The sequence below is a fragment of the Bergeriella denitrificans NBRC 102155 genome (assembly GCF_001592185.1).
GTDB lineage: Bacteria > Pseudomonadota > Gammaproteobacteria > Burkholderiales > Neisseriaceae > Neisseria > Neisseria denitrificans.
The window spans coordinates 1-12,767 of sequence record NZ_BCWL01000036.1; the positions used below are offsets into that span (position 1 = coordinate 1).

Here is a 12,767-nt window from a genome sequence, read left to right on the forward strand (position 1 = left end):
TCTGTACTGTCTGCGGCTTCGCTGCCTTATCCCATTCTGTGTTATTCGACTATAGTACGAGTCAGCGGAAAAGCCGTCTGAAAAACACGCGATGTGCGGATTTTCAGACGGCTTTTTAAATTCAACAGGTGGCTGAGGCAACTGATTACGGCAACACCGTTTTCCAATCCAAACCGCTTTGCGATTGAACCTGCGTGACTTCGCGCGTGTTCAGCTCCACGGCGGTCAGCTGGCCGCCCCACAGTGCGCCGGTATCCAGAGAAATGATGTTGTTTTCATTCATATAGCCCAGCGACGACCAATGACCGAAGATAACGGTATGGCTGAGGTTTTGCCGGTCGGGCACGCGGAACCACGGGCGCAGGTAGAGCGGCATTTTGTCGAGTGTGGCTTTGAAATCGTAATCCAGCTCATTGAGATAAGTCAGCGCGCGCATACGGGTGAACACATTGGTAATCAGGCGCAGGCGTTCGTAGCCTTCGAGCGCGTCGTGCCAGGCCGTCGGCTTGTTGCCGTACATTTTGCCGAAAAATTTCTTGTATTTGCCGCCCCGCAGCTCGGCCTGCACTTCCTGCGCCAAATCCTGCGCCTGCTCGATGCGCCATTGCGGCAGAATGCCCGCGTGCACCATCACATGGCGGCCGTCGCGCACCATCAGCGGCTGATGCCGCAGCCATTCCAGCATTTTGCCGCTGTCGGGATGCGCCAGAATCTGCCCGAGGGTGTCGCTGCGTTTGGTGGATGCTTCACCGCAACCCACGGCCAAAAGGTGCAGGTCGTGGTTGCCGAGTACGATTTGCACGCTGTCGGGATGCTGCATGGCAAATTGCAGCGCCTGCAGGGATTTCGGCCCCCGGTTGACGATGTCGCCGGTCAGCCACAGCGTATCTTTGCCGTGGTTGAAGCCGAGCAGCGCCAGCAGCGCGGCCAGCTCGTCATAACAGCCTTGTATGTCTCCGATTGCGTAATGTGCCATTGTTTTATTATTGTCCGTTTGTATCAGTATTCAGACGGCCTGAATGCCGCAAGGCCGTCTGAAAATTTAAAAATAATTTGTTAACTACAGGCGTATCAGCCGGATTGCGGGCTTAGGCGTTCAACACCAATACCGCTTCCGCTTCCACCTGTACGCCTTTGGGGAGCGAAGCCACGCCGACGGCGGCGCGGGCGGGGAACGGCTGCGGGATAAATTCGGCCATCACTTCGTTGAAAATGGCGAAGTTGCCCAAGTCGGTCAGATAGGCGTTGATTTTCACGATGTCGCCCAGGCTGCCGCCGGCTGCTTCGGCTACGGCTTGCAGGTTTTTAAACACTTGCACGGCTTCGGCGCGGAAATCGCCTTCGCCGACCACGGTCATGGTGGCGGGATCCAAAGGGATTTGGCCGCTCATGTAAACGGTGTCGCCCGCGCGCACGGCTTGGCTGTATGCGCCGATGGCGGCGGGGGCGTTGTCGGTGTGGATGATGGTTTTCGCCATGATATTCTCCTGAATAAACGGGTTGTCGGGGGTTGTTAAAATGGTTGTATTTTGCGCCCGAATGATGACCGCATGATGAAATCGCGGCGCATTCGGGGCGCAAAGTGGAAATTATAGTGGAATTAAGCGCAAAGTCATACCGGGCGGCAATAGGCAATGCGGTCAGGCTGTGCGGCTTATTTGCACGACAGCGTATCCATCCGCGTATCCGGGGCAATTTTCAGACGGCCTGCCCTATGCCTGCCGTCTGAAAAACCATCGGATAAAAAGTATCCGCAAATCAGCCGCCTGTGCGCTCTTCAACCACTCTTCTGCCGTCTTCACCGTACACCGTTACCGAGCGGCGGCCTTTCTCGTAATCTTCGTGCACATTGCGGCAGCCTTGTTTGGCCGGTTTGGAATAATCGTGCCGGATGAGCTGCCCTTGCTCGTTATACCAGCGGTGGTCGCTGCTGCAGCTTTTGCCTCTGCCGTAGTCCGCTTCCATGCTCAATACGCCGTTGGGGTGGTAGGCGGTGCTGTATGCCGGCGATGCGTCTTCGGTATAGGTGTTGTCGCGTATTTGATTACTGCCGGGGTAATAATAGCGGGTGATGTCGCGGCGGACGTCGCCCGTGGCCTCCCGCCAGAAGCGGCTTTCCAGATAGCCGTTTGAATATTGCCGCTCGTCTACCGCAGCATACAGCTCTTGGTGCAGGCGGTAGTTTTCAAAACCATAGGCGAGATAAAAGCCTTTGATATCGTTGTTGTCCAAATATTTCTCGGGCACGCCTTCCCACAGCCGGATAACATCGGCCGAGGTCAATTTGCCGTCCACCCAATGCTCATACACCAGCGCTTTGCCTGTACCGGATTTGACGAGTTTCAGGCGTTTTTCGTATTTTGCGCGTTTGACTGCTTCGTCCAAAGGACGCGGCGGAAAAAACTCTTTGGCACGCTCGCGCTCGCGCATAAGCAGTTTGCCGTCATCGTCGTATTCTTCGCGGTAGATGTGGAGATTGGTAAACTTGCCGCCGCGCAGCAGGCTGCTTCTTTCACGCACTTTTTCTTCTACATATTTGACATGGGTGCGGTATTCCGACAACACCTGCCCGCGCTCGGCATCTTCGGCCAGCCGGTTCATCAGCCGCTCGGTTTTCAGATAACCCGCCGGCGCTTGAAGCTTGCTCAGCTTGGGCGGTTTCAAAGTCGCTTTGTCAGGCGCAGCGGACGGAGCGGCAGCCTCAGGAACAGCGGCGAGCAAACAGCAAAGTAGTAAAACGGGTTTCATATGCAATCCTTTTTTCAGACGGCCTGAGCCTTGCTCATATTCGGAGGGCCGGTTTGACTGCGGCACCATCTGCCACACCACCCAACCGACCCTCAAAATATAACTCACAAGAAACACTGTAGCAAATCATTCAGAAATAATCTGCCTTTTTCAGACGGCCTGAATACGGTCGGATTGCTTTCCAACAGGCCTTTTCTGCGGGCGGCTTCGATTTGCGCCATGATTTTTGCGGCGGGCACGCCCGTGCGCTCCTGCAGCATGGCGGCGGGTACGCCGTCGGTCAGGCGCAGGGCGTTCATCATGAATTCAAACGGCAAATCGGCGGCGGCAATGTTTCTGCGTTCCAATGCAGAGCTTGGGTTGCTCTGCATGGCTTGAAGGTATTCGCTCGGGTGGCGGCGGCGGACGGTGCGCTCGATGCGGTCGTGGTGGGAAATTTTGCCGTGCGCGCCCGCGCCGATGCCGAGATAGTCGCCAAACTGCCAATAATTCAAGTTGTGGTGGCATTCTTTGCCCGCTTTGGCGAAGGCGGAGGTCTCGTAATGTTTGAAACCGGCTGCGGCCAGCGCGGCGTGTACCGCGTCTTCAATATCCAATGCGGCTTCGTCTTGCGGCAGGCCTTGCGGCGGGGTGTGGCCGAAGGCGGTGTTCGGCTCCATGGTAAGGTGGTAGGCACTGATATGCGTTGCGCCGGTGGCAATCGCCGTGTTCACATCGTTTACGGCCGTCTGAACGGTTTGGTGCGGCAGCGCATACATTAAGTCGATATTGACTTTTTCAAACAGATTCAAAGCCGTATCAATCGCGGCCAATGCTTCGCCGCTGTTGTGCACGCGCCCTAGGCGGGTGAGCATTTCATCGTTGAAACTCTGCACGCCGACGGAAAGCCGCGTGATGCCTGCGTCTTTAAAACCTTTGAATTTCTCGGTTTCAAACGTGCCCGGATTGGCTTCCAGTGTGATTTCCGCTTCGGGTTGCAGTTTGACCAACGCGCGGATGCCGCTCAACAGCCGGTCAATCGCGGCGGCGGAAAACAGGCTGGGCGTGCCGCCGCCGATGAATACGGTTTCTACCGGCCGCCCCCAAACATGGGGCAGCTCGGTTTGCAGGTCGGCGAGCAAGGCTTCGACATATTCCGCTTCGGGCAGGCCGTTTTGCAGGTTTTTGATGCTGTGGGAATTAAAGTCGCAATAGGGGCATTTTTTGATGCACCACGGAATATGGATATAGAGCGACAAAGGCGGCAGCGCGGTGAATGTTCCGGCTTGCGGGAAGGTAACGGGGTTCATGTGTGTTTTAGGCTGGCCGCGCGGCTCAGGCGCGGCGGAGAGGGTTGGGGACGCGGACGATGCCGTCTGAAAACGACGCTGTTGATGGAAACAGCCGTCACGCAAAAGCGGCGCTTTTCAGACGGCCTTTTTTCAGACGGCCTAAGGAATCAGCTTGGCCGGATATTCGCACAAATCCTGAATCAGACAGCCGCCGCATTGCGGCTTCAGGGCTTTGCAGGTATAGCGGCCGTGCAGAATCAGCCAATGATGCGCGTCCATCAGAAATTCTTTCGGGATAAAACGCATCAATTTGTCTTCCACTTCGCGCACGTTTTTACCCGGCGCGATGCGGGTGCGGTTGGAAACGCGGAAAATATGCGTGTCCACCGCCATCACGGGCATACCGAACGCGGTATTCAGCACCACATTGGCCGTTTTGCGCCCCACGCCGGGCAGGGCTTCCAAAGCCTCGCGGTCGGCGGGCACTTCGCCGTTGTGGCGTTCCAGCAAAATCCGGCAGGTCTGCATAATGTGTTTGGACTTGGTTTTATACAGGCCGATGGTCTGCGTATAAGACATCACGCCCTCCAAGCCCAAGTCCAGCATGGCCTGCGGCGTATCGGCTGCGGCAAACAGCTTTTCCGTGGCTTTGTTGACGCCCACGTCGGTCGCCTGCGCCGAGAGCAATACGGCAATCAGCAGCTCAAAGGGCGAGCGGAAATTCAATTCGGTGGTCGGATGCGGATTTTCCGCGCGGAAACGCTCGAAAATCTCTTGTCTGATGGCTTTGTTCATAATCGGAAATCCAAAAAGCCGTCTGAAAACGCAGCAGCCTGCATTTTCAGACGGCATCATCCGGCATCAGCGGCGCAATACCGCGCTGCCCAAATATTGGCGCACCCCGTTGGAAATCGCCTCCGCACACTGGCGGCGGAAGGATGCGCTGGAAAGCAGCTGCTCTTCGATGGGGTTGGAAATAAAGGCGGTTTCCACCAAAATCGACGGCACATCGGGCGCGCGCAATACGGCGAAATTGGCCTCGTCCACCCGCCCTTTGTGCAGCTTGTTGATTTTGCCCAATTCGCCCAACACCGCCTGCGCCAACTTGCGGCTGTCGCGCAGCGTAGCCGTTTGCGTCATGTCCAAAATCGTATTGTCCACCTGCAGGTTGCCGCTGGTCTGCACGCCGCCGATGGCATCGGCATTATTCTGCGTCTGCGCCAAAAATCTGGCCGCCGCGCTGGTGGCGCCTTTGGTGTTGAGAATGTATACGCCGGTACCGCGTGCGGTCGGGCTGGTAAAGGAGTCGGCATGTATCGACACAAATAAATCGGCCTTACGCGCCCGCGCTTTGGCCACGCGCACGTTCAGCGGGATAAACACGTCTTCGTCGCGCGTCATATAAACCGTATAGCCGAAGGCTTCCAGGCGTTTTTTGGTTTCCCGCGCCACCGACAGCACCACGTCTTTTTCACGCAAACCGTTGGGGCTGACCGCGCCCGGATCTTCGCCGCCGTGCCCCGGGTCCAACATCACAACCGGTTTGCGGCTGCCCGAACGCGTGCCCGCAGAAGCCTTGGGCTGCGGCTTGGACGGCGCAGGTGCAGACGGTTTGCGCGGCGTATTGTTGGCGGCGGTATGGCTGTTGAGCAGCGCCATCATCGGATCATCGGCATCCATGCCCTGCGGATAAAGGTCGATGACCAGGCGGTGTTTGAAACCGCCCACCGGCGCCAGCGTAAATACCTGCGGATTGACGCTCTGCTTCAAATCAATCACCAGCCGCACCGTTGTCGGCGTACTCTGGCCGACGCGGATGCTGCGGATAAAGGGATCGCTGCCCTGCACTTTGCCGGAAAGCCCCTGCAATACGGTATTGATGTGGGCGTTTTCCACGTCCACCACCAGCCGTCCCGGGTTTTCCAGCGTAAAATGCTGGTATTTCACCGCGCGCGAGCTTTCTACGGTAATCCGCGTGTAAGCATGCGCCGGCCAGATGCGGGTGGCGGTAAATTGCGCGGCGGGTGCGGCTTTCGCCCATGCGCCGGACACCGGCGTGAGCGCCAGTAAAAGACCCGCGCCCCGGCGGACAATCTGTCTTCTTGTCAGTTTCACCATGCTTCCAAACTTTTCCGGCCGGTTTCGGTATGGGCGGTCACGCTCAGGCGGCGGCCGCCTGCTTCGTGCGCCAGCGCCACGGTCACATCGGCAGGCGGCGTAAACCCGCCGCCCTGCTGCGGCCACTCAATCAGGCAGATGCTGCCTGCGCCGAACAAATCGTCCAAACCCGCATCTTCCCATTCTTCGGGCGAGGCAAAGCGGTAAAGGTCGAAATGATGCAGCGTAAAACCGGCCAAAGGATAAGACTCGACCAGAGCGTAAGTCGGGCTTTTCACCGCCCCGCCATAGCCCGCCGCACGCAGCAGGCCGCGTACAAACGTGGTTTTCCCCGCGCCCAAATCGCCCTGCAGATACACCACCAGCGGCGCCGCCAGCGAAGCCGCCCAGCGTGCGCCGGCAGCCAGCGTGGCCTCTTCATCGGGTAAAAAACGGGAAACATCGGCGCTGTCGGTCATTATCCTGCCTTCATGAGATACACAAAAGGTCAATTATGCGGCAATCACGGCTTTTTGAAAACCGTGCAAAAGCTAAAGTTTCCGTAAAGGCCGTCTGAAAAAGCCGCTGTTCTCCCGCTTTGCCCCGCCGCCGCAAATCGGATGAAAGCCGCGCCCGAAGCGTGTAAAATACCGCACAAACCACCCTTTTTCCCACAGCGTCGGCCCGCATTCCCGCCCAAGCGCCGACCCTTACAGCGATACCCGATTATGAATACCAATACCCAACGCCCCATCGGGGTGTTCGACTCCGGCGTCGGCGGTCTCACCAATGTGCGCGCGCTGATGGAGCGGCTGCCGATGGAAAACATCATCTACTTCGGCGACACCGCCCGCGTACCCTACGGCACCAAATCCCGCGCCACCATCGAAACCTTTTCCCTGCAAATCGTCGATTTTCTGCTGGAACACGATGTCAAAGCGCTGGTGATTGCCTGCAACACCATCGCCGCCACCGCCGGTGCGAAAATCCGCCAAAAAGCCGGCGGCATGCCGGTATTGGACGTGATTTCCGCCGGCGCGGAAGCCGCCCTTGCCACCACTGCCAACAGCAAAATCGGCATCATCGCCACCAATACCACAGTCAACAGCAATGCCTACGCACGCGAAATCCACAGCCGCAACGCCGACGCGCTGGTACGCACGCAGGCCGCACCGCTTTTGGTGCCGCTGGTGGAAGAAGGCTGGCTCGACCACGACGTGACCCGCCTGACCGCCCGCGAATACCTGCAGCCGCTGCTGGTGGACGGCATCGACACGCTGGTTTTAGGCTGCACCCACTTCCCGCTGCTCAAGCCGCTCATCAGCCGCGAAGCACCGGGCGTAACCTTAGTCGATTCCGCCATCACCACCGCCGAATCCACCGCCAAAGCCCTGGCCGCCGCCGGCCTGCTCAATCAGGAAAACCACGCGCCGGACTATCGCTTCTACGTCAGCGACATCCCCCTGCGCTTCCGCACCATAGGCGAACGCTTCCTCGGCCGCAGCATGGAGCAGATTGAAATGGTGTCGCTGGGCTGATGGCCGCTTGGTGCAACGTTTGACGCAGCGCAACCGCTCTTTCTGCGTTGACCGCGATACATCACAAAAGCCGTCTGAAAATCCGTACATTGCGCGTTTTTCAGACGGCTTTTTCTCGTTCAAACCGGCTTATCCGGTAATAATCACAGGCTTATCGGTCGAAACAATCACCCCGCCGCCCAGGCAGACATCGCCGTCATACAATACGGCCGACTGCCCCGGCGTGACCGCCCATTGCGGCTCGTCAAACACCAATTCCGCCTTGTCGTCATCCAGATAACGCAGGGTGCACGGCGCGTCGGCCATGCGGTAGCGGGTTTTGCAGCTGTAACGCCCCTCAGCCGGACGCTCCGGCAGCGTAAAGCTCAAATCGTCCATCACCAGGCTCTGCGTGTAGAGCAGCGGGTGGTCGTGCCCCTGCACCACCACCAGCTCGTTGGTTTGCAGGTTTTTCGCCGCCACAAACCACGGCTCGCCCGCGCCGCCTATGCCCAAGCCCTTGCGCTGGCCCAGTGTGTAAAACATCAGGCCGACGTGTTCGCCGACGGTTTTGCCCTCGGGTGTGACCATTTTGCCGTTGTTGGTCGGCAGGTATTTCTGCAGAAACTCGCGAAACGGCCGCTCGCCGATAAAACAGATGCCGGTGCTGTCTTTTTTGGCCGCGGTCGGCAGTTTGAATGCTTCCGCCAAGCGGCGCACTTCGGGCTTTTCCAAATCGCCGAGCGGAAACAGCGCGCGCTCGAGCTGGAAAGGTTTGAGGCGGTAGAGAAAATAGCTTTGGTCTTTATTGGCGTCCAAACCTTTGAGCAGGTAATGCACGCCGCCGCGCACTTCCTTACGCGCGTAATGCCCCGTAGCAATCACGTCCGCACCCTGCGCTACGGCATAATCCAAAAAGCATTTAAACTTGATTTCGGCATTGCACAATACATCGGGGTTCGGCGTGCGCCCCGCGCTGTATTCCTTCAAAAAATACGCAAACACATTATCCTTATACTGCGTCGCGAAATTCACAATGTCGATGTCGATGCCCACAATATCCGCCACCGCGATGGCATCAAAAGAATCCTGCTTGATGCTGCAATATTCGTCGTTGTCGTCGTCTTCCCAGTTCTGCATGAAAACGCCGCGCACCTGATGCCCCTGCTGCTTGAGCAGCGCGGCGGTTACGGAAGAATCCACACCGCCGGAAAGCCCGACGATGATGTTTTGCAAAGAAGTATTCGTATTCATGGCAGCAATATAGGGCAGAAAGCGCAAATTTAAAGAGCGATTTTAGCACCCCCGCGCCTGCTCACCAACTCAATATAACAAAAACATCTTTACAACAAACAAACCATTCTTTCCCATTTTCAGACGGCCTCGCTAAAGTATGCCCAATCCCCAAATAAAGGAAAAAGCATGACTACCGCCACCGCCCCCCTGCTCCGTTTCATCACCGCCGGCAGCGTTGACGACGGCAAATCCACCCTGATCGGCCGCCTGCTTTACGACAGTAAAACCCTGCTTACCGACCAGCTCGACAAGCTCGACCAAGCCGCCGCCAAGGGCGAAACGCCCGACTTCGCCAGCCTCACCGACGGCCTGGCCGCCGAGCGCGAACAAGGCATCACCATCGACGTTGCCTACCGCTATTTCGCCACACCGAAACGTAAATTCATCATCGCCGACACCCCCGGCCACGAACAATACACCCGCAATATGGTTACAGGCGCGTCCACCGCCGATGCCGCCATTGTTCTAGTCGATGCCACCCGCGTCGATTTCAGCGGCGACACTCCCGTATTGCTGCCGCAAACCAAACGCCACAGCGCCATTTTGAAACTGCTCGGCTGCCCGAACATCATCGTTGCCGTCAACAAACTCGACCTAATCGACTTCGACGAAGCCAAATACCAAGCCATCACTGAAGCCTACACCGCGCTGGCGCAGCAAATCGGCCTGAAAGCCGCCGTACACTTCCTGCCCATCAGCGCGCTGCAGGGCGATAATATCGTCAACGCCAGCGCGCGCACCACGTGGTACACCGGCCTGCCGCTCTTGCCGCTGCTCGAAAGCCTGCCCGTTTCCCGCAACGATGCCGCCGCCCTCCCCGCCCACTTCCCCGTGCAGCGCGTTGCCCGCCAAGACGGCAGCAGCAGCGACGACTTCCGAGGCTACCAAGGCCGCCTCGAAGCAGGCCGTCTGAAAACCGGCGACGAAATCAAAGTATTGCCCGGCGGCCAAACCGCCAAAATCGCCGCAATCCACAACCCCAACGGCAAAACCGATGCCGCCGAAGCGGGCGAAGTATTAACCATTACCCTCGATACCGACCTCGACATCTCGCGCGGCAACACCCTCGCCGCCGCCGACAGCCCCGTCGCCCCCGCCCAAGAATACCAAGCCGCCCTGTGCTGGTTTGACGACATCCCGCTCAACCCGCGCCGCAAATACCTGCTCAAACACACCGCGCAGACCACCGCCGTCAAAATCAGCGAAATCGCCTACGTCTGGGACGTCAACACCCTCAGCCAAGTGCAGTCCGCCAGCGAGCTCAAACTCAACGACATCGGCCACGTCAGCCTCAAAACCCAACAGCCGCTGGCCGCCACCACCTACGGCGAAAACCCCGCCACCGGCGCGTTTATCCTGATTGACGAAGCCACCAACCACACCGTCGCCGCAGGGATGATCCGCGCAGGCAGCCAAGCGGATAGTTTTGAGATTTAGATTTAAAAGGCATTTAGGTTTTAGGTTGTGAAACCAATCAAAAAGGCCGTCTGAAAAATATTTTTCAGACGGCTTTTAGTCTGCTCTCAATATCCGGCAAGGCCAGATAGATTTTCAGACGGCCTTTGCCGCCGGTTTCCGCCAATGCGCCGATGTCTGCCAAGCCTTTCAAATCGGCGCGAGCGCTGTTTTCGCTGATTTGATAATCGGCCATGATTTCTTTCACGGTAAACACGCGGCCTTGCTGCTTGATGGCTTTATCCAATATATCGGCCTGCCGCCGATTAAGGCTGCGGCCTTTGGGCGTTTCCAGCAGCCATAGCAGGCGCGCTTTGTGTTGCTGCTGCTTTTGCTCAATATAGCCGCTGAAGCGGTCGATGGCGCGGCTGATTATTCTCAGCTGGTAGTCGATGAAATAGGTCAAATCGTTATCATCTGTTTCGCTGTACAGGTAAGACAGGCCGTATTGTTTCGGGGCTTGTTTGAGTAATGCGCTGATTGATATGTATTGAAACGCGCTATATCCCTGTTTCAGCATAAACCAGTAAAACAATGCCCGCGCGGTGCGCCCGTTGCCGTCTGAAAAGGGGTGTTCGTAGCCCATCATGAAATGCAGGATGACGGCTTTTACTACAGGCGGAATAAAGTTATCGGGGCGGCTATGGTCGGTATTGGCAAAGTCGCACAGGGCTTGCAGACGGGCGGGGATTTGCTCAAACGGCGGCGGTTTATGCGCGGTGTTGCCGTCTGCGTCCTGTACAAATACGTCATTATCGGCGCGGAATGCGCCCGCTGTTACATAGGGGTTTTCGGTTTGATTCACGGCGGCGGCGTGGTAAGACTGTATCAGCGACAGGGTTAGCGGCTCTTTGCTGGTGTCTGCCACTTGCCGCATAAGCGCGTAGTTGTTGAATATCATGCGCTCATGCTCATTGCGCGGCCGGTGTTGGTTATCCAGCATGGCTTTAGCGGCTTGGCGTGTCGTGCTTGCCCCCTCTAATTGTGCGCTGCTTATGGCTTCTTCAGTCAGGCTTTGGGCGTAAAAAACCAAGCCGTCTGAATTGCGCTCCGCCAGCAGCGGGGCAGCCAAGCGGTCGATTTGATGTAACAGCGGCTGAAATGTATCAGGTAGCGCATATTGAAACGGGCGACCTTGCTCGTCTGCCAGCGGTAGGGCTTTCAAGAATGATTGGCGTATCAGCTTTACCGCCGCCCATTCAATCAGCGGCTGCTTATGCCGATACTGAAATTCAGGCCACGGCAGATAGCGGCCTTTGTGGTCGGTCGGCTTGGTATCGGGCAGCTTGGCGGCTATATCCGCAAAATTTTTGTCTAAAATGTCTTGTAAAATCGGGGGCTTAATGGATTTCACGTTTTATATCCGCAAAATTTGAAAAATTGTGGATAGTCTAACACGGTTTGCACGGGTCGCAAACGTCCATAAAAAAACACCAACCGCGCAGGCTGGTATTTTGGATTTTCAGACGGCCTTTAGTCAGTAAACGGGTTAAACAGCTTCACGCCCGTGCGCTCAAAATCAGCGGTATTGCGCGTTACCAATATCAAGCGGTGCTGCTTGGCGGTGGCGGCCATCCATGCGTCGTTTTCGGGGCTTCCATCGGGGATATGCAGGGCGGCGCATATTTCGGCGGTGGTTTCGTCTATCGGCAGGATGCGGCCAGCAAACAGTTTATCTTTGGTTTCTGCCAGCCATTGCCGCAAAACCGCGCCCTGTGCATGGTCTTTGCGCTCCATGCCCAAAACGCCCCTTTCCAATTCCATTGCAACAATCGCGCTGGTGTAAAACAGGTTACTATCGGTGCTTTCCAGCCAGGCGGTAAAATTTTTGTCTGCTTTGCCGCGCTTGGCTTTGCGCATTTCGCTGATAGCGTTGGTATCCAGTAAATACATTATTCAAACTCCACGGCGGGGCGTTGGGCGGTGCTTCGCGGGGGAATGTCTAAATCTATATCGGCCGCGTCTGCTTCTATGCTTTTCAATACATCTAAGGCTGATTGCGGTTTACCCGATAGCCGCAAATATTCGGCATGGCTGATTAATACCAAATCAGGCTTGCCGCGCTTGGTAATAAACACAGGGGCGGTTTGCGCGGCCTTTTGGGCTTGGCTGGTGCGCTGGTTAAATTCTCGGCTGCTGAATGTTTGCATGATGCTTACTCCGTTTCAGAATTTGTATTGATGTTATTACAACGAAGCACAAACAGCAAGCACAAAAGATAAAAAATACCAGCGGCGCGGGGCTGGTATTTGTGTTTTCAGACGGCCTAGCCTTTCAATACGGCCTTGGCTGCCTGTATCGCCCCTAGGGCGTTTTCTTTCTCTGCTTGGCGGTATCGCTCCCGCAAATATAGTTGGAGAGTAAATTCTGATACAAAGCGGCG

At 56.7% G+C, this 12,767-nt stretch carries 13 protein-coding genes; 2 read left to right on the forward strand and 11 right to left on the reverse strand.

Annotated elements, in window-relative coordinates; translation table 11 throughout:
* Positions 1 to 145: 145 nt before the first annotated feature.
* From BDE01S_RS03750 to tsaE, 7 genes are all read right to left on the reverse strand, one after another.
* Positions 146 to 976, reverse strand: a complete 831-nt coding sequence (locus BDE01S_RS03750) for a symmetrical bis(5'-nucleosyl)-tetraphosphatase (protein ID WP_066077588.1) — start codon at positions 974 to 976, stop codon at positions 146 to 148.
* Positions 977 to 1,088: 112 nt separating this feature from the next.
* Positions 1,089 to 1,478 (reverse strand): RidA family protein, encoded by a 390-nt coding sequence (locus BDE01S_RS03755; RefSeq protein ID WP_066077590.1) that lies wholly within the window; start codon positions 1,476 to 1,478, stop codon positions 1,089 to 1,091.
* Positions 1,479 to 1,758: 280 nt separating this feature from the next.
* On the reverse strand, positions 1,759 to 2,748 hold the full coding sequence (locus BDE01S_RS03760) for a hypothetical protein (RefSeq protein WP_066077592.1): 990 nt from the start codon (positions 2,746 to 2,748) through the stop codon (positions 1,759 to 1,761).
* Positions 2,749 to 2,852: 104 nt separating this feature from the next.
* Positions 2,853 to 4,037, reverse strand: a complete 1,185-nt coding sequence (gene hemW / locus BDE01S_RS03765; protein WP_066077594.1) for a radical SAM family heme chaperone HemW — start codon at positions 4,035 to 4,037, stop codon at positions 2,853 to 2,855.
* Positions 4,038 to 4,178: 141 nt separating this feature from the next.
* Entirely contained in the window at positions 4,179 to 4,814 is a 636-nt protein-coding gene (gene nth, locus BDE01S_RS03770; RefSeq protein ID WP_066077595.1) for an endonuclease III, read from the reverse strand.
* A 66-nt stretch (positions 4,815 to 4,880) separates the two neighbouring features.
* Complete coding sequence (locus BDE01S_RS03775) at positions 4,881 to 6,137, reverse strand: N-acetylmuramoyl-L-alanine amidase (protein WP_066077596.1); 1,257 nt, start codon at positions 6,135 to 6,137, stop codon at positions 4,881 to 4,883.
* The gene (gene tsaE, locus BDE01S_RS03780) at positions 6,131 to 6,595 is read right to left on the reverse strand and encodes a tRNA (adenosine(37)-N6)-threonylcarbamoyltransferase complex ATPase subunit type 1 TsaE (RefSeq protein WP_066077599.1); all 465 of its coding nucleotides are present in this window, start codon (positions 6,593 to 6,595) and stop codon (positions 6,131 to 6,133) included. The genes BDE01S_RS03775 and tsaE overlap by 7 nt, the downstream gene beginning before the upstream one ends.
* Before the next feature lie 249 nt (positions 6,596 to 6,844).
* On the opposite strand from tsaE, the gene murI reads away from it, so the two are divergent.
* A complete protein-coding gene (murI, locus tag BDE01S_RS03785; RefSeq protein ID WP_066077601.1) occupies positions 6,845 to 7,654 on the forward strand; it encodes a glutamate racemase in 810 nt (269 codons plus the stop codon).
* Positions 7,655 to 7,783: 129 nt separating this feature from the next.
* Here the strand turns inward: murI and mnmA are convergent, their stop codons facing one another.
* Positions 7,784 to 8,887 (reverse strand): tRNA 2-thiouridine(34) synthase MnmA, encoded by a 1,104-nt coding sequence (gene mnmA / locus BDE01S_RS03790; protein ID WP_066077612.1) that lies wholly within the window; start codon positions 8,885 to 8,887, stop codon positions 7,784 to 7,786.
* Positions 8,888 to 9,055: 168 nt separating this feature from the next.
* On the opposite strand from mnmA, the gene BDE01S_RS03795 reads away from it, so the two are divergent.
* Positions 9,056 to 10,366 carry a sulfate adenylyltransferase subunit 1 gene (locus tag BDE01S_RS03795; RefSeq protein ID WP_066077603.1) on the forward strand — a complete coding sequence of 437 codons (1,311 nt, stop codon included), beginning with the start codon at positions 9,056 to 9,058 and terminating at the stop codon, positions 10,364 to 10,366.
* Between the two features lie 64 nt (positions 10,367 to 10,430).
* Here BDE01S_RS03795 and BDE01S_RS03800 read toward each other — a convergent pair whose 3' ends face one another.
* The 3 genes from BDE01S_RS03800 to BDE01S_RS03810 form a co-directional block, all read right to left on the reverse strand.
* Positions 10,431 to 11,738: a Fic family protein gene (locus BDE01S_RS03800; protein WP_066077605.1), complete on the reverse strand. Its 1,308-nt coding sequence runs from the start codon at positions 11,736 to 11,738 to the stop codon at positions 10,431 to 10,433.
* A 119-nt stretch (positions 11,739 to 11,857) separates the two neighbouring features.
* A complete protein-coding gene (locus BDE01S_RS03805) occupies positions 11,858 to 12,277 on the reverse strand; it encodes a type II toxin-antitoxin system VapC family toxin (protein ID WP_066077607.1) in 420 nt (139 codons plus the stop codon).
* Complete coding sequence (locus BDE01S_RS03810) at positions 12,277 to 12,534, reverse strand: type II toxin-antitoxin system prevent-host-death family antitoxin (RefSeq protein ID WP_066077609.1); 258 nt, start codon at positions 12,532 to 12,534, stop codon at positions 12,277 to 12,279. The genes BDE01S_RS03805 and BDE01S_RS03810 overlap by 1 nt, the downstream gene beginning before the upstream one ends.
* Positions 12,535 to 12,767 lie beyond the last annotated feature (233 nt).

Bases quoted from the DNA above. Each gene is read 5' to 3' on its own strand.
- BDE01S_RS03750 (WP_066077588.1), bottom strand. From the start codon at position 976: ATGGCACATTACGCAATCGGAGACATACAAGGCTGTTATGACGAGCTG.
- BDE01S_RS03755 (WP_066077590.1), bottom strand. From the start codon at position 1,478: ATGGCGAAAACCATCATCCACACCGACAACGCCCCCGCCGCCATCGGC.
- BDE01S_RS03760 (WP_066077592.1), bottom strand. From the start codon at position 2,748: ATGAAACCCGTTTTACTACTTTGCTGTTTGCTCGCCGCTGTTCCTGAG.
- hemW (WP_066077594.1), bottom strand. From the start codon at position 4,037: ATGAACCCCGTTACCTTCCCGCAAGCCGGAACATTCACCGCGCTGCCG.
- nth (WP_066077595.1), bottom strand. From the start codon at position 4,814: ATGAACAAAGCCATCAGACAAGAGATTTTCGAGCGTTTCCGCGCGGAA.
- BDE01S_RS03775 (WP_066077596.1), bottom strand. From the start codon at position 6,137: ATGGTGAAACTGACAAGAAGACAGATTGTCCGCCGGGGCGCGGGTCTT.
- tsaE (WP_066077599.1), bottom strand. From the start codon at position 6,595: ATGACCGACAGCGCCGATGTTTCCCGTTTTTTACCCGATGAAGAGGCC.
- murI (WP_066077601.1), top strand. From the start codon at position 6,845: ATGAATACCAATACCCAACGCCCCATCGGGGTGTTCGACTCCGGCGTC.
- mnmA (WP_066077612.1), bottom strand. From the start codon at position 8,887: ATGAATACGAATACTTCTTTGCAAAACATCATCGTCGGGCTTTCCGGC.
- BDE01S_RS03795 (WP_066077603.1), top strand. From the start codon at position 9,056: ATGACTACCGCCACCGCCCCCCTGCTCCGTTTCATCACCGCCGGCAGC.
- BDE01S_RS03805 (WP_066077607.1), bottom strand. From the start codon at position 12,277: ATGTATTTACTGGATACCAACGCTATCAGCGAAATGCGCAAAGCCAAG.
- BDE01S_RS03810 (WP_066077609.1), bottom strand. From the start codon at position 12,534: ATGCAAACATTCAGCAGCCGAGAATTTAACCAGCGCACCAGCCAAGCC.